Here is a 21,184-nt window from a genome sequence, read left to right on the forward strand (position 1 = left end):
AGCGTTCGTCCTGAGCCAGGATCAAACTCTCCATAAAAGTGGTCCCGAAGGGCCATTATGTTAGAGCCGATAGCTCAATGTTTCAAACGTTTGGCTTGTTTGTTTTGCTGCTCGTTGTTCAGTTTTCAAGGAGCTCGTTTGTTTCCTTGTCGCTCTCTTCTTCAAGAGGCGACCTTCTTAATATACCATGTTCCCAACTCGATTGCAAGCTTTATTTTTTAATTTCTTTTTTTCTTTCGTTTCAAGCTTGCTCTCTCGAAGAGGCGAGTATTAATATACCACGCCGTAAAATCGAAAGTCAACCCTTTTTCCGAAAAAATTGTCGAAAACCCACGAAAGATCATTTTGTTCGCAATGATGTGGTCAAAAAGCCGATCTGCCGCCCAATCTCCCGTCTGTTCCGCTCTTCCCGCCATTCCCGCGCTAACGGAACTTTTTAACTCTTATGACGGCAAATTCGGCTGTTCGACCATGCTGCCGGAACTGAAAAGCTCTTACGAAGGGGAAAATGGCATGAAACGCCCCTTTAGCTGTTCTTCCATTCTTGTAATGGTCTCTTAGTTCCGTTAACCCGGGGACCAGCCAATTTTGCGCCTATAAGGGCTTCTTAGTTCCGCTAATGCTCAAGGGACACAGGCGAGACCAATTATCTGCTCCAATTCCATCAAAAGAGGGAGCGCGGCAGCTCACAAAACGGCGAAAACTCCTGCCTGAGTCTTTTTGAACAAACAGGTGTTAAAAAAGCCCCCAACCGGATAACCGCATTGGGGACTTATATCGATTTCGAGCGTAACCTCAGCAGTTAGACGATTTGCAGGATCTCCTGAATATAAAGCTCCCGCTCCGAGGTAAGGTTAAGAATTGTGCCGTTGGTGTTCACCCAGGGCCGTGTAGGGACATTGGGATCGATAAACACAATTGATCCCACCTGGCCGTTGCTGAGCCGGACAATAGTGCCGTTGGTGAAGGAAGCTGTCTTTTGCACAAAAAGTTTAACCAGCACAGGGTCCAGCTTGCCGAATGATTCGGCCTGCAAAGCATCCAGAGCGGCATACGGGGACAAGGTCTGCTTATAAAAGCGCGGACAGGTCATGGCATGGTAGGTGTCGGCAATGGCAATAATCTTGGCATACGGATGAATTTTATCCCGTTTCAGCGCAAGCGGATAGCCGGAGCCGTCCTCCCGTTCATGGTGCTGGATAGTGGCGAGCTTAACCCCTTCATTCAGGCCAGGCACATTCTTCAGCATCTGATAGCCGGCTACAGTATGGGACCGCACCTCCTCCCTTTCCGTGTGGGTGAGAGCTCCCTTCTTCTCCAGAATGTTTTCATCCACCTTCGCATTGCCTATATCATGCAGCAGCCCGCCTAACGCAACAGGAATCCAGTCCTTGGACGGAAGCTCCATCCATTTGGCCATCTGATAGGCGGTGAGTGCCGTCATAATGCTGTTATGCAGCAGATAGTCCCGCATATTAAACGGGTGGGGGGCAAATTTCAAAACGCTGTAATGCTCCGAATGCTGCAACAGCGCCTCCAGGCGTTTCCGGATCTCCAGCAGGGGCAGCGGACCGCCGGACCGGAGTGTGAACATCACCTTGCGGAACAAAGCCAGCATTTTGTCATACTCCACAGTCAAAGGGGAGGGCTGGGAGCCCCTCAGCTCCGCTTCTTCCGTTTTCCCTGCTTCCGCTTCCACCGGCTCCCGTTTGCCATCGATGGTGACGGCCGGAATCAGAAAGGCCTGCAGAATATCAAGCTCGCGCTGGAGGATAACCGTTCCTTTGTCAAAAAGCAGGCTGCCTCGTTTGGTAAGCACCGGTTCGGTTAGTTTATCGCCAATTTTCAACTGCGACAAGGATACAATCGCCATGGTATTCCTCCGTTCAGAGCAACAATGCAAATAATAATATACCCATTGTATGGTAAAATTGAAATGCCGTCTATTACGAAATCATATCGTTTCTGCCCCACCAACAAAAAAAGCGGGGGGCTGCCCCCCGCTCACCGACAAAGACTCTTATTCTCCGGCTTCTTCCTGCCCGTCCGCCTCTACATCGGATTCCGCATCCGAGTCCGCGTCCGCTTCCGAATCATTCTCATTCTTCTGCACCCGGGTGACGGTGGAAACCTCATCGTCTTCCTTGATGTTGATCAGACGCACACCCTGGGTGTTGCGGCCCATTTCGGAAATGCCGGCAATGCTCATCCGGATGATGGTGCCTTGGGCGGTGATGATCATCAGATCCTCATCCGATTCCACCACCTTCAAGCCGACTACAGGGCCGTTCTTGGCGGTGATGTTCAGCGTTTTGATGCCCTTGCCGCCGCGGGTCTGCACCCGGTAGTCCTCCACCGGAGTCCGTTTGCCGTAGCCCTTGGAGGTTACGATCAGCACACTGCTGGCAGGATCGATAATATCCATATCGATCACCACGTCCCCATCGGCCAGCTGGATGCCCTTCACGCCTGTGGCAGAGCGCCCCATCGGCCGCACATCTCCTTCCGGGAAGCGGATGGACATGCCGTCCCGGGTGCCCATAACAATCTCCTTGTTGCCGTCGGTCAGCCGGACGCCGATCAACTTGTCGTCCTCACGCAGACCAATGGCGATGAGCCCCACCTTGCGGATATTGGAGTAATCCTCCAGCGGCGTTTTCTTGACGATGCCCTGTTCGGTAGCGAAGAAAAGATTCAGCGGCGCATTGAAATCCTCAACGGGGATGACGGCGCTGATCTTTTCACCCTGCTCGATCTGGATCAGGTTGATAATCGGCGTTCCCCGGGCCGTCCGGCTCAGATCGGGAATCTCGTATGCCTTCAGGCGGTAAGCCTTGCCCTTGTCCGTAAAGAACATCAAATAATGATGTGTGTTGCTGACGAACAAATGTTCCACAAAGTCAGATTCCTTGGTGTCCATGCCGATAACGCCCTTGCCGCCGCGTTTCTGGGCCTTGTAGGTATGCACCGGCAGGCGTTTGATATAGCCCGTATGGGAGATGGTGATAATAACATCCTCCTGAGGAATCAGGTCCTCGTCCAGGATGCTCTCCTCGCCGATGGTGATCTCCGAACGCCGCTCATCCGCATACTTGTCGCGGATTTCCTGCAGCTCCTCGCTGATGATGGCCAGAATCAGCTGCTCATCGGCAAGAATAGCCTTGTATTCGGCGATTTTCTTCATCAGCTCCTGGTATTCCTCTTCGATCTTCTCCCGTTCCAGACCGGTCAGGCGCTGCAGACGCATGTCCAGAATCGCCTGGGCCTGCTCAACGCTAAGCCCAAATTGCTCCATCAAGCCGCTGCGGGCTTCCTCCGTTGTCCGGGAGCCGCGGATCAGGGCAATGACCCGGTCCAGATGATCCAGGGCGATGCGCAAGCCCTCCAGGATATGGGCACGTGCTTCCGCCTTGCGCAGCTCGTATTCCGTTCTGCGGCGGATGACCGATTTTTGATGCTCCAGATAATGGTGCAGGGTTTCCTTTAGTCCCAAAATCTGCGGCTGGTTGTTCACCAGAGCCAGCATATTGATGCCGAAATTGGACTGCATGGCGGTATGCTTGTACAGGTTATTAAGCACCACATTGGGATTTACGTCCCGCCGCAGTTCAATGACCATCCGCATGCCGTTGCGGTCGGATTCATCCCGCAGGTCGGTAATGCCGTCGATCCGCTTCTCCCGGACCAGCTCGGCGATATTCTGGATCAGCCGCGCCTTGTTCACCTGATAGGGCAGCTCATACACGATGATCCGGGCTTTGCCGTTGTGATCCTCAATATTGACCTTGGCCCGCATGGTAACAGTGCCGCGGCCGGTATTGTAAGCGGAGCGGATGCCCTCGCGGCCGATAATATAACCGCCGGTGGGGAAGTCCGGACCCTTGATAAAGGTCATCAAATCCATAGCGGTGGCATCCGGGAACTGGATCATATGCTGCAGCCCGTCAATCACCTCGCCCAGGTTATGGGGCGGAATATTGGTGGCCATCCCTACGGCAATACCGGAAACGCCGTTTACCAGCAGGTTGGGGAAGCGGGAGGGCAGCACAACCGGCTCCTGCTCCTCGCCGTCATAGTTGGGTTGGAAGTCAATGGTCTCTTTATTGATATCCCGTAAAAGCTCCATGGCGATTTTGGACAGCCGCGCTTCCGTATACCGCATGGCAGCCGCCATATCCCCGTCGATGGAGCCGAAGTTGCCGTGGCCGTCCACCAGCATATACCGCATGGAAAAATCCTGAGCCATCCGCACCATGGTTTCGTAAACAGCCGAGTCGCCATGGGGATGGTATTTACCGATGACTTCGCCGACAATCCGCGCCGACTTCTTATGGGGCTTGTCCGGCGCCATGCCCAGCTCGGACATGGCATACAGAATTCTCCGGTGAACCGGCTTAAGCCCGTCCCGGACATCCGGCAGCGCCCGGCTGACGATAATGCTCATGGCATAATCCATGAACGATTCCTTCATCTCCGAGCCAATATCCCGTTCCTTGATTTCCGATCTGATTTCTTCAGCCATTATGAACCCCCTACGCATTATGGCAGCCGCACATGCGGCAGATCACCATTGGTTCGCCGGTTGGGCGGGGAAAATAACATTTTCCTATAACCAGACGATGTTGCAAATTCTATTATATTGCGAATAGGACCGGCTGCAAACGCTTCTGTTTGTCCGGTCCTGACGGATAATCCCTTCCTTCGCAGACGGGTTAAATATCCAGGTTCTTCACATATTTGGCATGTTCTTGGATGAAGTCCCTACGCGGCTCCACATTGTCTCCCATCAGGGTGTCAAAAATCGAGTCCGCTTCGATGGCATCCTGGATGCTGACCTGCAGCAAGGTCCGGGCTTCCGGGTCCATGGTGGTTTCCCACAGCTGGGCCGGATTCATCTCGCCCAAGCCCTTGTAGCGCTGGATATTCACTTTGGCGCCTTCGCCGAATTCCTGCATAATCTTGTCCCGCTGGGCTTCGTTGTAGGCGTAGCGCACCACCTTGTTGCGCTCCATCTTGAACAGCGGCGGCTGGGCGATATAGACATAGCCGCTTTCGATCAGCTGCCGCATGTAGCGGAAGAAGAAGGTCAGGAGCAGAGTCCGGATATGGGCGCCGTCCACGTCGGCATCCGTCATAATAATCAGCTTGTGGTAACGGGCCTTGGAAATATCGAATTCATCGCTGATGCCGGTGCCAAGAGCGGTGATGATGGCCCGGATTTCCGCATTGGACAGAATTCTGTCCAGCCGTGCCTTCTCCACGTTCAGGATTTTGCCCCGCAGCGGAAGGATCGCTTGAAAGTGCCGATCCCGGCCCTGCTTGGCGGAGCCGCCGGCGGAGTCGCCTTCCACGATGTACAGCTCGCTGATGGAGGCGTCCCGGGAGGAGCAATCCGCCAGCTTGCCGGGCAGGGAGCTGACCTCCAGCGCGCCCTTGCGGCGGGTAAGCTCACGCGCCTTGCGGGCGGCTTCCCGTGCCCGGGCGGCCTGAATGCCCTTATCCACAATCCGTCTGGCTACGGCCGGATGCTCATCCATAAATTCCTGAAGCTTCTCGGCAAATGTCGATTCCACAATGCCTCTGACCTCGCTGTTGCCCAGCTTGGTTTTGGTTTGGCCTTCAAACTGGGGCTCGGGAATCTTCACGGAAATAATCGCCGTCAGACCTTCGCGCACATCATCCCCGCTGAGATTCTGATCATTATCCTTGATCGCTCCCGACTTGCGGGCATAATCGTTCAGCACCCGGGTCAAGGCCGACTTGAAGCCCGATTCATGGGTTCCGCCCTCATGGGTATGAATATTATTGGCAAAGGAGTAAATATTCTCAGAATAGCCGTCATTGTACTGGAGAGCGATTTCCGCCTGGATGTTGTCCTTGGTGCCCTCCACATAAATAACCTCATGCAGCGCTTCCTTGTTGCGGTTCAGGAACTCGACGAATTGGGCGATGCCGCCCTCGTAATGGAAGCTGTTATGGGTGTCCGTACGCTCGTCGGTCAGGGTGATCTGGATGCCTTTGTTCAGGAACGCCAGCTCCCGAATCCGGGATTGCAGAAGATCGTATTCGTATTCGGTGGTTTCGGTAAAAATTTCCGCATCGGGCTTAAAGGTAATGGTGGTGCCCGATTCTTCCTCGTTGTCCAGCTCGCCGATCACCTTCAGGTCATATTGGGGTGTGCCGCGTTTATATTCCTGGCGGTACACCTTGCCCTTGAGCTTGACAGTGGCCATCAAATGCTCGGACAGGGCGTTTACGACAGACACGCCGACGCCGTGAAGACCGCCGGATACCTTATAGCCTTCGCCGCCGAACTTGCCGCCGGCATGCAGCACCGTAAGCACCACCTCAAGAGCGGGGCGTTTGGTTTTCTTCTCTTCACCGACGGGTATGCCGCGGCCGTTGTCGATGACCGTAATGCTGTTGTCCTGATGGATAATCACATCGATCTTGTCGCAATAACCGGCCAGAGCTTCGTCAATACTGTTGTCGACAACTTCCCATACCAGATGGTGAAGGCCGCGGGAGCTGGTGGAGCCGATATACATACCCGGCCGCTTGCGCACCGCTTCAAGTCCTTCCAGCACCTGAATCTGGTTTTCGTCGTACGTATTGGGGTTGACGGACATGGACCTTTCACCTACTTTTCATGATTCAATAATTTTATCCGTTCACGTATAAGTGATGCGCGCGCTTTTTGAGGGTGGCCGAGGAAATGGGGGAGTAATACACCTTGTCCAGGGTCACCACCAGAGACTTGCATTCCTCTTCGCCGATAACCTCCACCCTCGATGCCTCTTCGGCGCGGGAGGTAAATTGCTTGGTCACCTTGGACGTTTTCTCGATGGACAAATCGAATATGCCGACCAGCTCCGACGTGCGGATAATCTTCTCGCCGCCCAAATGGATAAACAATGGGTTTTCCTCCCGTTTTACCGTTTTTTAGCGGCACACCCCGCTAAGGCTGCTCTGCGGCAATGGAACCCTCCCGAACCTGAAACACGGCCAGATCGGGGATTTTGGAGAGGTCCACACTCTCCATGCCGGTAGTTGTAATAAAGGTCTGCACCTTATTCTGGATGGTCTCGATGAGCTGCGTCTGCCGGTTCTGGTCCAGCTCCGAGAGCACATCATCCAAGAGCAGAAGGGGATATTCGCCGACTTCCTCGTTTATGAGCTCCAGCTCCGCCAGCTTCACCGACAATGCGGTGGTCCGCTGCTGCCCCTGAGAGCCGAAGGTTTGCACTTCCTTGCCGTTGATAAAAAAAAGCAGATCGTCCCGATGGGGACCCGCCAGAGTCGTTCCTCTGCGCAGCTCCTGATCCTTTATCTCAGATAACTTTATCATAAATTGCCTAAATAGGGTAGTTTCATCTTCGCTTGCAGTCTCGCCGAAGCTGGGTTTGTACTCGATCTTCAGGACTTCCTTGTCCGCAGTGATGCCGGAATGGATGGTCTTGGCCCAGCGTTCAAGCTTCTCTATAAAGCTTTGACGTTTTTTCATAATCTTAGTACCAAAGCTTGCCAATTGCTCATTCCATACTTCCAGCAGCTCCGCCTTGGCGCCGCCGCCCGGTCCTCCATGCTGCTTCAAATAGTGGTTGCGCTGCTGGAGAATCTTCTGGTACTGGGTGATGTCATAGAGATACCCGGGATGAACCTGGCCGATTTCCATATCGAGGAACCGCCGGCGGATGCCCGGGGCGCCCTTCACAATCTCCAGATCCTCCGGGGCAAACATTACCACGTTCAGCGCCCCCACAAAGCCGCTTAGCTTTTTCTGCTCCATCCCGTTCACGCGGGCCTTTTTGCCTTGGGCGGAAATCTGCAGCTGCAGCTTGCAGGGACCGTACTTTTTGTCAATTTCGCCGTAGATTACCGCTTCCTGCCTGTCCCAGGCAATGAGCTCCTTGTCCTGATGGGTACGGTGGGATTTGGTCAGCGCCAGCACAAAAATGGACTCCAGCAGATTGGTTTTGCCCTGGGCGTTGGGACCGATAAACACATTCACGGCCTTTTCGGTCCCCAGCTCAATGCTTTCGTAATTGCGGTAATGCTGGAGGGCCAGCTTTCGCAGAAACATCAGTCCTGCTCCGCCGCCAGGAGAAACATGCCGGCCCCGGCCACCTCAACCCGGTCCCCCGGATAGAGCTTCCGGCCCCGGCGGTTATCCGGCTCGCCGTTCACCTTGACGGCAGTCTCCGCAAGGTATGCCTTGGCTTGTCCGCCGGAGCCGATCAAGTCGGTGATCTTCAAAAATTGGGCCAGGGTAATAAACTCCCCGTGAAAGGAAATGGTGGTCATATCCGTTTGCTCCTTCGGCTGTTCAAGGTCAATTGGTGGTCCGGTAGGGCAGAATCAGCTGGAGAATGGGAGTTCCGTCCTCAGGCTGGATAATGATTGGGCTCATGGAGCCGGTAAAGCCGATCCGCACCTTTTCACTGTCTATTACTTTTAAAGCATCCAACATATATTTGGAATTAAATGAAATTTTAAGCAATTCTCCGTCCAGGCCGGAAACAACCAGCGTTTCCGTTACCTTGCCCAACTCCGTGGAGCTGGAGCTGACCTCGATGGTCTCATGGTCGATCATCGTCATACGAACAATATTGCTCCGCTCCTCCCGGGACAACAGATATGCCCGGTCAATGGCGTCCATCAGCTCGCGGGTGCGCGCCACCAATTGAGTTTGGAAGGATTTCGGAATCAGCTTGCTGGTATCCGGGTATGTACCCTCCAGAATCCGGGAATAGAACAGAATCCGTTCCATCCGGAACAGCACCTGGTTATCCGAAACAACCATATCCACCAGAATGTTGCCGTCGGGAAGAATTTTGCTCAGTTCGTTTAAGGTCCGGCCGGAAATGACCACATTGCTGAATTGGGCGTTTTCGTCGGCTTCCATATGCGTATGGCGCTGGGCCAGCCGGTGGCGGTCGCAGCCGATGAGCTTCAGCGTACTGTTGTTCAATATCCACTGCACCCCGGTAAGAACGGGAGTAGCTTCCGTGGCGGAAACGGCAAAGGCCGTTTGGCGAATCATGGTTTTCAGCAGATCGCTGGCTACCGTAACGGTTTTGTCCTCTTCAATCTCCGGCAAAAGCGGATATTCCTCCGGGTCCAGGCCTACCATCTGGATTTCCGAAGAACCGGCACGGATGACGGTTTGGAACTGCTGAGAGACCTCAATTTCAATCTGGTCGGAGGGCAGCTTGCGGATGATTTCCATGAAGAATTTGGCCGGAAGGACAACGCTGCCTTTTTGGCCCAAACGGATGATCTCCTTGCCGTCATGCTCCATGGGAATAAAGGACTGGATGGAAATATCCGTATCGCTGGCAGTCAGGGTCAAACCCGAAAAGGAGGCATCAAGCTTAATGCCGCTTAAGATCGGCAATGTGGTCCGGCTGGATATGGCCTTGGTTACATGTTGAATGGCTTCGTTCAAAAAATCTTTATTAACCGTCAATTTCATCATGGTCACTCCTGTGGTTCTAAAATAAAGGCCACCGCATAAACTTTTCCTATATACGCCTATACGCTGGATTGAGGGAAACATCACTTTTATCGGCATTCTACATGTATAAGTATATCTTTAAATAAAGTAGGACAAGTAGTAGGTGCGGTGAATATGTGGATATGTGCATAAAACACTGAAAAGAAAAGCCTATCCACATGTGAATAGTTTGTGCATAGGCGCTAAGGTTATGAACCGGGATTTCGGATCTTTTCAGTTAAATTGCGAATAATCTTGGCAAGCTCCTGGTCGTTGGCAAGCGACGAGGAGATTTTCTCGTGGGCGTGGATGACGGTAGTATGATCCCGCCCTCCGAAGGCCTCGCCGATCTTGGGCAGGGAGTGCTCCGTCAGCTCCCGGGAGAGGTACATGGCCACCTGCCGCGGGAACGCGACGGCCTTGGTTCGTTTGCGGGCCTTAAAATCCTCCACCTTCATTCCGTAAAACTCGCCAACCCGCTGCTGAATATCGTGAATGGTGATGACCTTGGGCTTGCTGTTGGGGATGATGTCCTTTAAGGCCTCAGCGGCCAAATGGACGGTCACATCCTCGTTTATGAGCGACGAGTAGGCCACAACCCGGATCAGCGCGCCCTCCAGCTCCCGGATGTTGGTATCGATCTGGTTGGCGATATAGACCATGGCTTCGTTGGGGATATCCAGATTTTCCGCCTTGGCCTTCTTCCGCAGAATGGCAATCCGCGTCTCCAGATCAGGCGGCTGAATATCGGTGATAAGGCCCCACTCAAAGCGGGAGCGCAGCCGGTCCTCCAGCGTGGGAATTTCCTTGGGCGGACGGTCGGAGGAGATAATAATCTGCTTGCTCTCCTCATGCAAGGCATTAAACGTATGGAAGAATTCCTCCTGGGTGCCTTCCTTGCCGGCGAGGAACTGGATATCGTCAATCAAGAGCACATCAATCTTCCGGTACTTGTTGCGGAAGCTTTCGCCCACATTGTCCCGGACGGCATTGATGAATTCATTGGTGAATTTCTCGGAGGAAATGTACAGCACCTTGGCGCTAGGATTATGCTCCAGAACATAGTGGCCGATGGCATGCATCAAGTGGGTTTTCCCCAGTCCTACACCTCCATACAAAAACAGGGGGTTGTACGCTTTAGCCGGCGCTTCCGCCACAGCCAAAGAAGCGGCATGGGCAAACCGGTTGCCGCTGCCGATAACGAAGGTGTCAAAGGTATACTTGGGGTTCAGCGAAAAGGAATCCTCATGCAGCATCGCAGCGGCGGGTCTGGGCGGTTGCACCGCCGGCGCTGTCTGGACTGCCGCGGGGGGCGGCACGTCGTCGATGGTGAATTGGATGTCCACATGCCGGTCCAGCGTCTCCGCAACCGTGGACTGGATCAGCTTGGCGTATTTGGCCTCCAGCCATTCCTTGGCGAAGGTGTTCGGCGCGCATATCAAAAGCGCGTTCTCGTTGAACACGGTCGCTTTGGTGGATTTCAGCCAGGTATCGAAGCTCGGTTTGCTGACCTTGGTCTGGATGACGGAGAGGATCTGTTGCCATAATTCATTGGCAGGGCTATCCACTAACACTTCACTCCTTACGGGAAAAAACAAAATTCTACAATCTTCAGGCAGCTGTAGGGGAAACAGACAAAACTGGCGCTAAGGCTGTCGAAATATCCACATAGTTAAGAAAATTCCTTCACGGCTTATCCCGTTAAAGGAATGTTGTGCACATCTTTATCCACAGGCTGTGTATAAAATAACGGAATAATTCAACTATCCACAGCCGAAACAATATAAATATATCAAAAGAAAGTAGCGTTTTCAATGATAATCTCCGATTTATCCACAATTTCTAGCCCTTGTGCAAAACATTTATCCACCATACTACATATTGTTAATAAATTGTTTACGAATCGACAGCGTACCGGGTTTTCCACTTTTTTTTGTACACAGGGGGATAAATGTTGATGTGGACGGGGAGAATGAGGTTGACATAAGAGCCGGAAAATGATTTAATATTGAAAGGTATTTTGGGAACTCCTCGTTTGAAGTTCTTTAGGGAGGTGCAACAGATGAAACCCTCATTCAATCCGAATGTAAGCAAGCGCAAGAAGGTGCATGGCTTCCGCAAGCGTATGAGCACGAAGAATGGCCGTAAGGTACTGGCCGCGCGCCGCGCAAGAGGCCGCAAGGTATTGACGGCCTAAGCATAAAGACCACATTGCGTGGTCTTTTTTGTTCTTGATATCCGGTTTTGCCTAACGCCCGCCGTCTTGCGTGAAAGACGCCGACAGGCGTTTATCCTTATGCTCGGATGTTTCGGCTGCGGCAATTTGGGCAAAACTGATGAATAAATAGGAATAGGCGGATGCTGCGGTGCAGAAAGAAAACCGTTTGACCCGGCGTGAGGATTTCAATAAGGTGTACCGGTACGGCAAATCCGCGGCTAACCACCAGTTTGTCGTCTATGTGCTGAACCGCCATTCGGTTCAGTCCGGCAGCGGCTTCCGGCTGGGGATTTCCGTCAGCAAGAAGGTGGGCAATGCGGTTGTCCGCAACCGCTTGCGGAGACGGATTAAGGAAATTGTCCGCTTGAACAGGGACAAGCTCGTGCCGAAGAAGGATTTTATCCTGATTGCGCGCAAGCCTGCCGCCGACATGGAGTATGCCGAAATGGAGAAAAGCATCCTTCATGTATTGAAGCGTGCCGAGCTTCTGGTGAAGAAGGGACAGCCCGGCGGCTGACCAGTTTCAATCACCGGATAGATATGATATATTTAGTGTGGACTTGACTGCGTACAGGATGCCTGGTTGCACCCATAAGGAGGAAATGTGTTGATTCGTCGTTTGCAGAAGCTGTGGCCCTTGGGGCTTGTTGTTTTTTTGTTGTCCGCGTGCGGCAGACCTGGTGATCTGACCCAGGAGCGCACCGGAATTTGGACCAAGTTTTTCGTGGGTCCCCTGTCGGACACACTGGATTGGTTTGCCCATTTGTTGTGGGGTGAATATGGTCTGTCCATTCTGGTTATGACCGTTATCATCCGGACGATTATTCTGCCGCTGACGCTTCGCCAGTACAAGAGCTCGAAGGGGATGCAAGCGCTGCAGCCGGAGCTGGAGAAGCTGAAGAAGAAATACAAGGACGATCCCAAGAAGCAGCAGGAAGAGACTATGCTCCTGTTCCAGAAGAATGGCGTCAATCCCTTGGCCGGATGCTTTCCGATCCTGATTCAGATGCCGATTCTGATCGCGCTGTACAATGCGATTATGTACAACCCTTACATCCATGAGCATACCTTCTTATGGCTGCAGCTGTCTCAGAAGGACCCGTATTATATCCTTCCGATTATCGCTTCCATCACGACATTCGTGCAGCAAAAGGTTATGATGTCGTTGCAGCCCAATCAGGCCAATCCATCCATGAATATGCTGCTCTATATTTTCCCGGTCATGATTTTTGTCATGTCCATGTCTTTTGCTTCCGCACTTCCGCTTTACTGGGTATACAGTAATATCTTCACGATTGTGCAGAACTATTTCATTTATCGTCCATCCAAAAAGTAGAGGTGGCAGATTCATGACGAAGACGCTCATCGTCACGGGGAAAACGGTTGAAGAAGCGGTCAGGCAAGGATTGACCGAATGGAATGTTCCCGAAAGCCGGGTTAAGGTTGAGGTGCTGGAGCAGCCCGCCAAGGGGCTGTTCGGTCTGTTTGGCGTGAAGGAAGCGAAGGTGCGGCTGGAGTTCATTCCCGATGCAGTGGAAGAGGCAACCCAGTTTCTCCAGGATATTTTCGCAACCATGCATGTGAAGGCAACCATAGAGCGTAAGGATGACAAGGACGGCATTCTCCTGAATATTAAAGGGCCCGAGCTTGGCATTCTGATTGGAAGAAGAGGGCAGACGCTGGATGCCCTGCAGTATCTGGTGAATATTGTGGCCAACCGCTTCTCGGACAAGCATATCCGGATTATCCTGGATGCCGAGGAGTTCCGGGAACGGCGGCGCAAGACGCTGGAGGAATTGTCCTCAAGACTGGCTAGCCGGGTTGTCCGCACCAGGAAGGATGTAGTGCTGGAGCCCATGTCGCCGGCGGACCGGAAGATCATCCACTCCCAGCTGCAGGATCACCCAACTGTCCGGACGTACAGCAAGGGTGACGAGCCCAACAGGCGCGTTGTAATTTCGCTACGGTAACGGAATCACGCAATGACTTCAGGCGGGTGATGAGGTCATTGCGTTTTTTGTAAGCTTATAAACAGTCGGAATTCCGGGAGGAAGGGGATATGAGCATGATGATCAAAGACACCATTGCAGCCATCTCCACCCCCATGGGGGAAGGCGGTATTGCCGTGATCCGCATCAGCGGCAGCGGGGCGGTTGCAGTGGCCGACACCGTTTTCCGGTCCAAAACAAAACTGGCGGATGTGCCAACGCATACGGTACAGTATGGACATATTATCGACCCCGCCGATGGGGAGCGGGTGGAGGAAGCTCTGGCAACAGTCATGCGCGGTCCACGTTCCTATACGGCGGAGGATGTGGTGGAGCTCAGCTGCCACGGGGGATTGGTTTCGGTGCGGAAGGTGCTGGAGCTGGTTCTGGCATCGGGGGCAAGACCTGCGGAGCCGGGGGAGTTTACCAAGCGGGCGTTCTTGAACGGGCGTATCGACTTAAGCCAGGCGGAAGCGGTGATGGACCTGATCCGGTCCAAATCGGACCGGGCGTTTAAGTCGGCGCTGCGTCAGGTGGACGGAAGCCTGTCCCGGAAAATCGGCGGCTTGCGCAGCCAGTTGCTGGCGTTGATGGCTCACATTGAGGTGAACATTGATTACCCCGAGCATGATGTGGAGGAATTGACGGTCGCTCATATCCGCGGGGAAACTGCAGAGGCTTTGAAGCAGGTGAAGGGTATGCTCAGCTCCGCCCGGCAGGGCAAGATTCTGCGGGAGGGAATTGTCACGGCTATTGTGGGCAGGCCCAATGTGGGCAAGTCCAGCTTGCTGAATGCCCTGACCCAGGAGAATAAAGCCATTGTCACCGATATTCCCGGCACCACCCGGGATGTGATTGAGGAATACGTTACGGTTAACGGGATTCCCCTGCGGCTGTTGGATACGGCCGGAATCCGGGAAACCTCGGATGTGGTGGAGCAAATTGGCGTGTCCCGATCCCGCGGCGCGTTGGCGGAGGCGGATCTGGTGCTGCTGGTGTTAAGCGGCGCCGAACCCCTGGGGGAGGATGACCGCAAGCTTCTGGTGGAGCTGGACGGGAAGGAAACGCTGGTGGTGGTCAATAAAATGGATCTGCCTCAACGGGTGGAGCTGGAGGAGATCCGCGCCCGGTATCCCGAGGAGCGGATTATCAGGATTTCCGTCCAGGATGAAGAGGGGCTTGAGCAGCTGGAGCAGGCGGTGACGGAGCTGTTCCTGTCCGGCCAGGTGGAGCCGGAGGATATGACGTATGTCAGCAATGTCCGGCATATTCATCTTTTGCAGAAGGCGCAGGCTTCCCTGGAGGAGGCATTGGAGGCGGCTTCCTCCGGTGTTCCCATTGATATGATTCAGATTGATCTGCGAAATGCATGGGAGGAGCTTGGCGAGATTATCGGCGATTCGGTGGGGGAAACCCTGATTGACCAGATTTTTAGTCAATTTTGCCTGGGTAAATAATGGCCTGTTCCTTATGGAACGGTTGCCTGTATAATAGATTGATGCCCGTTTTGCAGCGCCGCAATGAAATAAATTGAATGTATGGCGTTGCCGGGCAATTGGAGGTGTATAACATGACAGGATATACTGCAGGCGAATATGAAGTGATTGTCGTCGGCGCCGGACACGCCGGCTGTGAAGCGGCATTGGCTGCCGCCCGGATGGGATGCCGGACATTGCTTCTTACGATAAATCTCGATATGGTGGCGTTTATGCCCTGCAACCCGTCCATCGGCGGTCCTGCCAAGGGCCATGTGGTCCGTGAGATTGATGCTTTGGGCGGAGAGATGGGGCGGAATATCGATAAGACCTACATCCAGCTGCGTACCTTGAATACAGGGAAGGGACCGGCGGTTCATGCCTTGCGGGCCCAGGCGGATAAGGTGCTGTACCAAAGAGCGATGAAGGAAACCATCGAAAAAACATCCAACCTGACCTTGATCCAAGGCATGGTGGAGGAGATTGTGGTGGAGGACGGCGTATGCCGTGGCGTTGTCACCAAAACCGGGGCTCGGTATTTGTCGAAAACAGTCGTCATTACCACCGGAACCTATCTCCGGGGAAAGGTCATCATCGGTGAGGTGATGTACGAAAGCGGGCCGAACAACCAGCAGCCCTCCGTTCGTCTGTCCGCTTGTCTGAAGGAGCTGGGCTTCCAGCTTGTCCGCTTCAAAACAGGGACGCCGCCGCGGGTGCATGGCGGCACTATTGACTTTTCCAAAACGGAGATTCAGCCTGGGGATGAAAAACCCCGGTTCTTCTCCTTTGAGACCGTTGAGGAAATACCGAATCAGCTTCCTTGTTGGCTGACCTATACATCCGAGGATACCCATCGGATTATTCAGAATAATCTTCACCGGGCTCCTATGTTCTCCGGTGCGATTGAGGGCACAGGCCCCCGTTATTGCCCATCCATTGAGGACAAGATTGTCCGTTTTGCCGATAAGCCGAAGCATCAGATTTTCCTGGAGCCGGAGGGGCGCAATACCTCGGAATATTATGTGCAGGGGTTGTCTACCAGCATGCCGGAGGATGTGCAGCTGGAGATTTTGCGGTCTGTGCCCGGTTTGGAAAAGGTGCAAATGATGCGGACCGGCTATGCCATCGAATATGATGCCGTTGTGCCTACGCAGCTGAAGCCCAGTCTGGAAACCAAACGGGTGGAAGGGCTGTTTACCGCGGGGCAAATTAACGGCACCTCGGGTTATGAGGAGGCGGCAGGCCAAGGGATTATGGCCGGAATCAATGCCGCCCGCAAGGTGCAGGGGAAGGAAGCGGTGGTATTGGGCCGCTCCGAAGCTTATATTGGTGTGCTTATTGACGATTTGGTCACCAAAGGCACCAATGACCCTTACCGGCTTCTGACTTCACGGGCGGAATACCGTTTGCTGCTGCGCAATGACAATGCCGACCTGCGTCTCACTCCTATCGGCTGCGATATCGGATTGATTTCACCGGAGCGGTTTGCCCGATTTGAAGAGAAGCGGCAGCAAATCGCCGGGGAGCTGGAACGGCTCAGAACCACCAAGGTCCGCCCGGAGGAAGCGGTGCAGCAGGTGCTGGAGGAGGCGGGGACAGTTCTGCTGAACAACGCCGTGGATTTGCTGTCGCTGCTGCGCCGTCCGGAAATTACCATGGACCATATCCAGCGTATTGCTCCGCCCCCGGTAATGCTTCGGGATGATGTGAAGGAGCAGGTGGAGATCGAGGTAAAATACGCCGGTTATATCGAGAAGCAGCTGCAGCAGGTTGACCGTCTGCGGAAGATGGAGCAAAAGCGGATTCCGGAGGATATTGATTATACACTGATCCACGGTTTGGCTAATGAGGCCAGACAGAAGCTGGAGCAAATCCGTCCTATCTCCATTGGACAAGCCTCACGGATTGCAGGTGTAAATCCCGCTGACATTTCCATTCTGCTGGTTTATCTGGAGCATTATAATCAAGTGCGGGCGGCGAAGCTCTCATGATGCAGGATACAGTATTGGAACAATTTGTTGCGCGGGTCTCTGCGCAGGGGATTACTCTGAGCAACCGCCAATTGGAGCAATTTGAGCTCTATTATAAGGAATTGGTGGAATGGAACGAACGGATGAACTTGACGGCCATTACGGAGCGGGAGCAGGTTTATCTGAAGCATTTCTATGATTCGTTAACCTTAGCTTTTCATGTGAACCTGGATCAGGTGGCAACGATGGCGGATATTGGGGCCGGCGCCGGATTTCCTTCCATTCCGTTGAAAATCGCTTTTCCCCACTTGAAGCTGACGATTGTGGATTCTCTCAATAAGCGGATTCACTTTCTGAATCATTTGGTGGAGCGGCTTGAGCTTCAGGATGTAAAGGCGATTCATGCCAGGGCGGAGGAAGCGGGTCGGAACAAGGAGCTGCGCGACCGGTTCGATCTGGTGACCGCCAGGGCGGTGGCAAGGCTTTCTATTCTGAATGAGCTATGCCTGCCATTAGTCCGCCCAGACGGAATTTTTGCCGCGATGAAAAGCGCACAAACCTCCGATGAGCTTCAGGAAGCCAAACGTTCCATTGAGCTTTTAAAAGGAAAGCTTGAAAAGGTGTTTACCTTCACTCTTCCGGTGGAGGAAGCGGAGAGAAACATTGTTGTGTTGAGAAAGATGGATGTAACACCAGCGAAATATCCACGCAAACCCGGCACCCCCGGAAAGGACCCTTTATAAGCAGATTAAAGCCTTCGATCATAATGTTTCACGTGGAACAAAAAGGAGTCTCTTTGGAACATCGAGACTCCTTTCCATATGACTCAGTAGCGCATGATTCTGTTCTTGAAGTAGGATAATGGAGAATTTTTCATTATTGCTGCTGTCAAGCAGGAATTGGGAAGAAATGCGGAGAATGAATATAGGTAGCCAAGTATCTACGACGAAAATGGGTGAATGAAAAACCTATGAAAGAGCAATTATCCAAATTATTCGGATTGGTGGAAAAACCTACGGGCGATGAAGTCAAACAGCTTCCCCTGGAACAAATTGTGCCAAGCCCTTTTCAGCCACGAACAATTTTTGATGAGGAACGGATCGATGAGCTCTGCCAAACCATCAAAACCCATGGGGTGATTCAGCCCATTGTAGTCCGGGTCCGGGATGGGAACTTTGAGATCATTGCCGGTGAACGCCGCTTCCGCGCAGTCAAAAAGCTGGGGATGGAGAGTATCCCGGCCATTATCCGGGAATTTAACGATTCCCAAGCCGCTTCCATTGCCCTTATTGAAAATTTGCAGCGGGAAGGACTAACCTCCATAGAGGAGGCAATGGCTTACCAGCAGCTTATTGAGCTTCATCAACTGACACAAGAGAGCCTTGCCCAGCGTCTGGGCAAAAGCCAGTCCACCATCGCCAATAAAATCAGACTGCTTCAGCTTTGTGAACCTGTAAAGCAGGCTCTGCTGGACCGCAAAATAACGGAGCGCCATGCAAGAGCGCTTCTTGCTCTGGATACGGAGGAGCTTCAGGTGAAGGTGCTGCAGGATATTCTGGCCAAAGAGCTGAATGTGAAGCAAACGGAAGCAAGGGTCCAGTTTTACATGGAAACACAGAAAATCAAAAAATCCAAACGAGTTTTTTATGGAAAAAGCGTCCGGCTGGCGCTGAATACCATCCGTCAATCTGTCAGCATGGTAGCCGACACAGGAATGCAAATTAAGACCGATGAGAAGGATTATGAGGATCATTATGAAATTATTATCCGAATCCCCAAGCAATAATAGCGGAATATTCCTGTTAACAGCATATGCCGGCATGTCTATATGAGAAAAACTCCTATCGGAGTATTTCGAGGATGAGCGACCGCGTTTAGCGGAAGTTTTTATCGCCAATCCGAATGTTTTTACGCGCCTTTAGCGCTGTAATAAATTAAACATTCTGATGTGGTAAAAAACAGAGGTCGGGAATTATAGCGGCCTTTTTTTTGTTGTCATCATTCTTTGTGGCAGTGATTTTCCAGAAATATTCATAGATTTGAACAGGTTGAAGGAACATTTCTATTAAGAAGCTGTAATGAATATGCTATACTTAACTTTGACTCTTCGAAAACAATTGCATCTCTATGGTTGCTGATATATTCATTATTACCGGGAATCAATAGCAGAGAAAGTAATAATCGAGCACATATCCGACCGGAGCAGGGATAGTGTAAAGCACATCATAACTTATCCGACTTACGGTAGGGACCAAGTTATTCGAGTGGGGTACTAATAATAGTTTGAGGTGAATGGTTTGTCTAAAATAATAGCAGTAACCAACCAGAAGGGCGGAGTGGGAAAAACCACCACATCCGTGAATCTAGGCGCTTCCCTGGCAAGCTTGGGGAAGAGGGTGCTCCTGGTGGATATTGACCCGCAAGGGAATACCACCAGCGGAATCGGAGTGAATAAGGCGGACGTCAGCAATTGTATTTATGATGTAATTATCAATGATGTTCACCCCAAGGATGCTATTGTCCCTACTAATATTGACAACCTGAAGATCATTCCCGCCACCATTCAGTTGGCTGGAGCCGAAATTGAGTTGGTGCCTACTATTTCCAGGGAAGTGAGACTGAAAAAGTCTCTGCAGCTGGTAAAGCATATGTTTGACTATATTCTGATTGATTGTCCGCCTTCCCTTGGCATTCTGACCATTAACTCCCTGACCGCCGCGGATTCGGTGATTATTCCGATTCAATGTGAGTATTACGCGTTGGAAGGATTGAGCCAATTGCTTAATACTGTCCGCCTGGTCCAAAAACATTTAAACACAACCCTGCAGATCGAAGGGGTTTTGCTTACGATGTTTGACGCCAGAACCAATTTGGGGATTCAGGTGATAGAAGAGGTTAAGAAGTATTTTCAGCAAAAGGTCTATCAAACGATTATTCCGCGGAATGTCCGCTTAAGTGAAGCCCCTAGCCATGGGCAATCCATTATTACATATGATCCCCGTTCCAAAGGAGCAGAGGTATATATGGAGCTTGCAAAGGAAGTGATTATGAATGAATAAACGGTTAGGAAGAGGACTGGACGCCCTTATCCCTTCGTTGAATGTCAGCGAAGACGATAAAGTGATTGAAATTCCGGTGCAGCAGCTCCGGGCGAACCCGTATCAGCCGCGGAAAACCTTCAATGAGGAAAGTATTCAAGAATTGGCTGCTTCTATTAAGGAGCATGGAGTTATTCAACCGATTATTGTCCGTACTGTCCTGAAGGGATATGAAATTATTGCCGGTGAGCGGCGATTCAGAGCATCCCAGGTGTGCGGATTAACGACAATTCCTGCTGTGGTGCGGAAATTTACTGATCAGCAGGTTATGGAAATTGCTTTGATTGAGAATGTTCAGCGGGAAGACCTTAATGCAATGGAGCAGGCCTTGGCTTATCAGGCCCTTATTGATCAGTTTAAGCTGACACAGGAAGAGCTTTCTGTTAAGGTAGGAAAAAGCCGTTCCCACATTGCCAATTTCCTGCGGCTTCTGCAGCTTCCGGAAGAGATTAAGCAATATGTTTCACGTGGAACAATTTCGATGGGCCATGCAAGGGCAATCGCCGGGGTGAAGGAAGAAGCTAAGCAAAAGGAACTGGCTGATACTTGCATTCGGCAGCAGTGGAGTGTGCGGGAGCTGGAGGAAGCCATTCAGCATCTGGAGGAAACAAAAACCAAGGAAGCGGCTAAACCACCAAAAACGAGGAAGAAAGATCCTTTCATGGATGAGGTGGAGGAAAATCTGCGGAGCATATTCCGAACTGCGGTAAAAATAAAGCCTCAGATGCAGAATAAAGGGAAGATCGAATTCTCCTATTATTCCAAGGATGATTTGGAACGAATACTGGAACTGCTTCAAGGAAGAATAAGTTAATAGCTTGATCGAGCACCTGAAGCATACCTGAAACTGCCTTGAACCCCGAGTAAAGGCTGGGTATGCTTTTGTTATTTATAGAGAGAGCTTTGTCGAGCATTTTCGGGTAAGGAGGGAAGAGGGGA

At 52.1% G+C, this 21,184-nt stretch carries 18 protein-coding genes; 10 read left to right on the forward strand and 8 right to left on the reverse strand.

The features are described 5' to 3' along the window. Window positions 1-802: 802 nt before the first annotated feature. From DQG13_RS28640 to dnaA, 8 genes are all read right to left on the reverse strand, one after another. Window positions 803-1,873: an HD-GYP domain-containing protein gene (locus DQG13_RS28640; protein WP_113023618.1), complete on the reverse strand. Its 1,071-nt coding sequence runs from the start codon at window positions 1,871-1,873 to the stop codon at window positions 803-805. A 147-nt stretch (window positions 1,874-2,020) separates the two neighbouring features. After that, window positions 2,021-4,522 carry a DNA gyrase subunit A gene (gene gyrA / locus DQG13_RS28645; protein ID WP_113023619.1) on the reverse strand — a complete coding sequence of 834 codons (2,502 nt, stop codon included), beginning with the start codon at window positions 4,520-4,522 and terminating at the stop codon, window positions 2,021-2,023. 190 nt (window positions 4,523-4,712) lie between these two features. Then, window positions 4,713-6,629: a DNA topoisomerase (ATP-hydrolyzing) subunit B gene (gene gyrB / locus DQG13_RS28650; RefSeq protein ID WP_113023620.1), complete on the reverse strand. Its 1,917-nt coding sequence runs from the start codon at window positions 6,627-6,629 to the stop codon at window positions 4,713-4,715. A 34-nt stretch (window positions 6,630-6,663) separates the two neighbouring features. Further along, the gene (gene remB / locus DQG13_RS28655) at window positions 6,664-6,915 is read right to left on the reverse strand and encodes an extracellular matrix regulator RemB (RefSeq protein ID WP_113023621.1); all 252 of its coding nucleotides are present in this window, start codon (window positions 6,913-6,915) and stop codon (window positions 6,664-6,666) included. 43 nt (window positions 6,916-6,958) lie between these two features. Beyond that, window positions 6,959-8,083 (reverse strand): DNA replication/repair protein RecF, encoded by a 1,125-nt coding sequence (gene recF / locus DQG13_RS28660; protein WP_113023622.1) that lies wholly within the window; start codon window positions 8,081-8,083, stop codon window positions 6,959-6,961. Then, entirely contained in the window at window positions 8,083-8,304 is a 222-nt protein-coding gene (gene yaaA / locus DQG13_RS28665; RefSeq protein ID WP_113023623.1) for a S4 domain-containing protein YaaA, read from the reverse strand. The genes recF and yaaA overlap by 1 nt, the downstream gene beginning before the upstream one ends. A 28-nt stretch (window positions 8,305-8,332) precedes the next feature. Beyond that, window positions 8,333-9,475, reverse strand: coding sequence for a DNA polymerase III subunit beta (gene dnaN, locus DQG13_RS28670; protein ID WP_113023624.1), 1,143 nt, complete (start codon window positions 9,473-9,475; stop codon window positions 8,333-8,335). A 230-nt stretch (window positions 9,476-9,705) separates the two neighbouring features. Beyond that, window positions 9,706-11,064, reverse strand: coding sequence for a chromosomal replication initiator protein DnaA (gene dnaA, locus DQG13_RS28675; protein ID WP_113023625.1), 1,359 nt, complete (start codon window positions 11,062-11,064; stop codon window positions 9,706-9,708). A 494-nt stretch (window positions 11,065-11,558) separates the two neighbouring features. Between dnaA and rpmH the strand changes: the two genes are divergently transcribed. From rpmH to DQG13_RS28725, 10 genes are all read left to right on the forward strand, one after another. Beyond that, on the forward strand, window positions 11,559-11,693 hold the full coding sequence (gene rpmH, locus DQG13_RS28680; protein WP_113023626.1) for a 50S ribosomal protein L34: 135 nt from the start codon (window positions 11,559-11,561) through the stop codon (window positions 11,691-11,693). A gap of 169 nt (window positions 11,694-11,862) precedes the next feature. After that, window positions 11,863-12,231: a ribonuclease P protein component gene (gene rnpA, locus DQG13_RS28685; RefSeq protein ID WP_113023627.1), complete on the forward strand. Its 369-nt coding sequence runs from the start codon at window positions 11,863-11,865 to the stop codon at window positions 12,229-12,231. 90 nt (window positions 12,232-12,321) lie between these two features. Beyond that, a complete protein-coding gene (yidC, locus tag DQG13_RS28690; protein WP_113023628.1) occupies window positions 12,322-13,050 on the forward strand; it encodes a membrane protein insertase YidC in 729 nt (242 codons plus the stop codon). A 13-nt stretch (window positions 13,051-13,063) separates the two neighbouring features. Beyond that, complete coding sequence (jag, locus tag DQG13_RS28695; protein ID WP_113023629.1) at window positions 13,064-13,684, forward strand: RNA-binding cell elongation regulator Jag/EloR; 621 nt, start codon at window positions 13,064-13,066, stop codon at window positions 13,682-13,684. A gap of 98 nt (window positions 13,685-13,782) precedes the next feature. Then, on the forward strand, window positions 13,783-15,159 hold the full coding sequence (gene mnmE, locus DQG13_RS28700) for a tRNA uridine-5-carboxymethylaminomethyl(34) synthesis GTPase MnmE (protein WP_113023646.1): 1,377 nt from the start codon (window positions 13,783-13,785) through the stop codon (window positions 15,157-15,159). 113 nt (window positions 15,160-15,272) lie between these two features. Further along, window positions 15,273-17,168, forward strand: coding sequence for a tRNA uridine-5-carboxymethylaminomethyl(34) synthesis enzyme MnmG (gene mnmG, locus DQG13_RS28705; protein WP_113023630.1), 1,896 nt, complete (start codon window positions 15,273-15,275; stop codon window positions 17,166-17,168). Beyond that, window positions 17,168-17,890, forward strand: coding sequence for a 16S rRNA (guanine(527)-N(7))-methyltransferase RsmG (gene rsmG, locus DQG13_RS28710; protein ID WP_113023647.1), 723 nt, complete (start codon window positions 17,168-17,170; stop codon window positions 17,888-17,890). Before mnmG ends, rsmG begins: the two co-directional genes overlap by 1 nt. Window positions 17,891-18,117: 227 nt before the next feature. Then, window positions 18,118-18,933 (forward strand): nucleoid occlusion protein, encoded by an 816-nt coding sequence (gene noc / locus DQG13_RS28715; protein WP_113023631.1) that lies wholly within the window; start codon window positions 18,118-18,120, stop codon window positions 18,931-18,933. 511 nt (window positions 18,934-19,444) lie between these two features. Beyond that, window positions 19,445-20,206, forward strand: coding sequence for a ParA family protein (locus tag DQG13_RS28720; RefSeq protein WP_113023632.1), 762 nt, complete (start codon window positions 19,445-19,447; stop codon window positions 20,204-20,206). Next, complete coding sequence (locus DQG13_RS28725) at window positions 20,199-21,059, forward strand: ParB/RepB/Spo0J family partition protein (RefSeq protein ID WP_113023633.1); 861 nt, start codon at window positions 20,199-20,201, stop codon at window positions 21,057-21,059. Before DQG13_RS28720 ends, DQG13_RS28725 begins: the two co-directional genes overlap by 8 nt. The last annotated feature ends 125 nt before the right edge of the window (window positions 21,060-21,184 follow it).

Source organism: Paenibacillus sp. YN15 (genome assembly GCF_003285005.1).
Lineage (GTDB): Bacteria > Bacillota > Bacilli > Paenibacillales > NBRC-103111 > Paenibacillus_AR.

Coding starts and splice junctions, on each gene's coding strand:
- rpmH (WP_113023626.1), top strand. CDS start 11,559: ATGAAACCCTCATTCAATCCGAATGTAAGCAAGCGCAAGAAGGTGCAT.
- mnmG (WP_113023630.1), top strand. CDS start 15,273: ATGACAGGATATACTGCAGGCGAATATGAAGTGATTGTCGTCGGCGCC.
- mnmE (WP_113023646.1), top strand. CDS start 13,783: ATGATCAAAGACACCATTGCAGCCATCTCCACCCCCATGGGGGAAGGC.
- dnaN (WP_113023624.1), bottom strand. CDS start 9,475: ATGAAATTGACGGTTAATAAAGATTTTTTGAACGAAGCCATTCAACAT.
- gyrA (WP_113023619.1), bottom strand. CDS start 4,522: ATGGCTGAAGAAATCAGATCGGAAATCAAGGAACGGGATATTGGCTCG.
- noc (WP_113023631.1), top strand. CDS start 18,118: ATGAAAGAGCAATTATCCAAATTATTCGGATTGGTGGAAAAACCTACG.
- gyrB (WP_113023620.1), bottom strand. CDS start 6,629: ATGTCCGTCAACCCCAATACGTACGACGAAAACCAGATTCAGGTGCTG.
- yaaA (WP_113023623.1), bottom strand. CDS start 8,304: ATGACCACCATTTCCTTTCACGGGGAGTTTATTACCCTGGCCCAATTT.
- rsmG (WP_113023647.1), top strand. CDS start 17,168: ATGCAGGATACAGTATTGGAACAATTTGTTGCGCGGGTCTCTGCGCAG.
- DQG13_RS28725 (WP_113023633.1), top strand. CDS start 20,199: ATGAATAAACGGTTAGGAAGAGGACTGGACGCCCTTATCCCTTCGTTG.
- recF (WP_113023622.1), bottom strand. CDS start 8,083: ATGTTTCTGCGAAAGCTGGCCCTCCAGCATTACCGCAATTACGAAAGC.
- jag (WP_113023629.1), top strand. CDS start 13,064: ATGACGAAGACGCTCATCGTCACGGGGAAAACGGTTGAAGAAGCGGTC.
- DQG13_RS28640 (WP_113023618.1), bottom strand. CDS start 1,873: ATGGCGATTGTATCCTTGTCGCAGTTGAAAATTGGCGATAAACTAACC.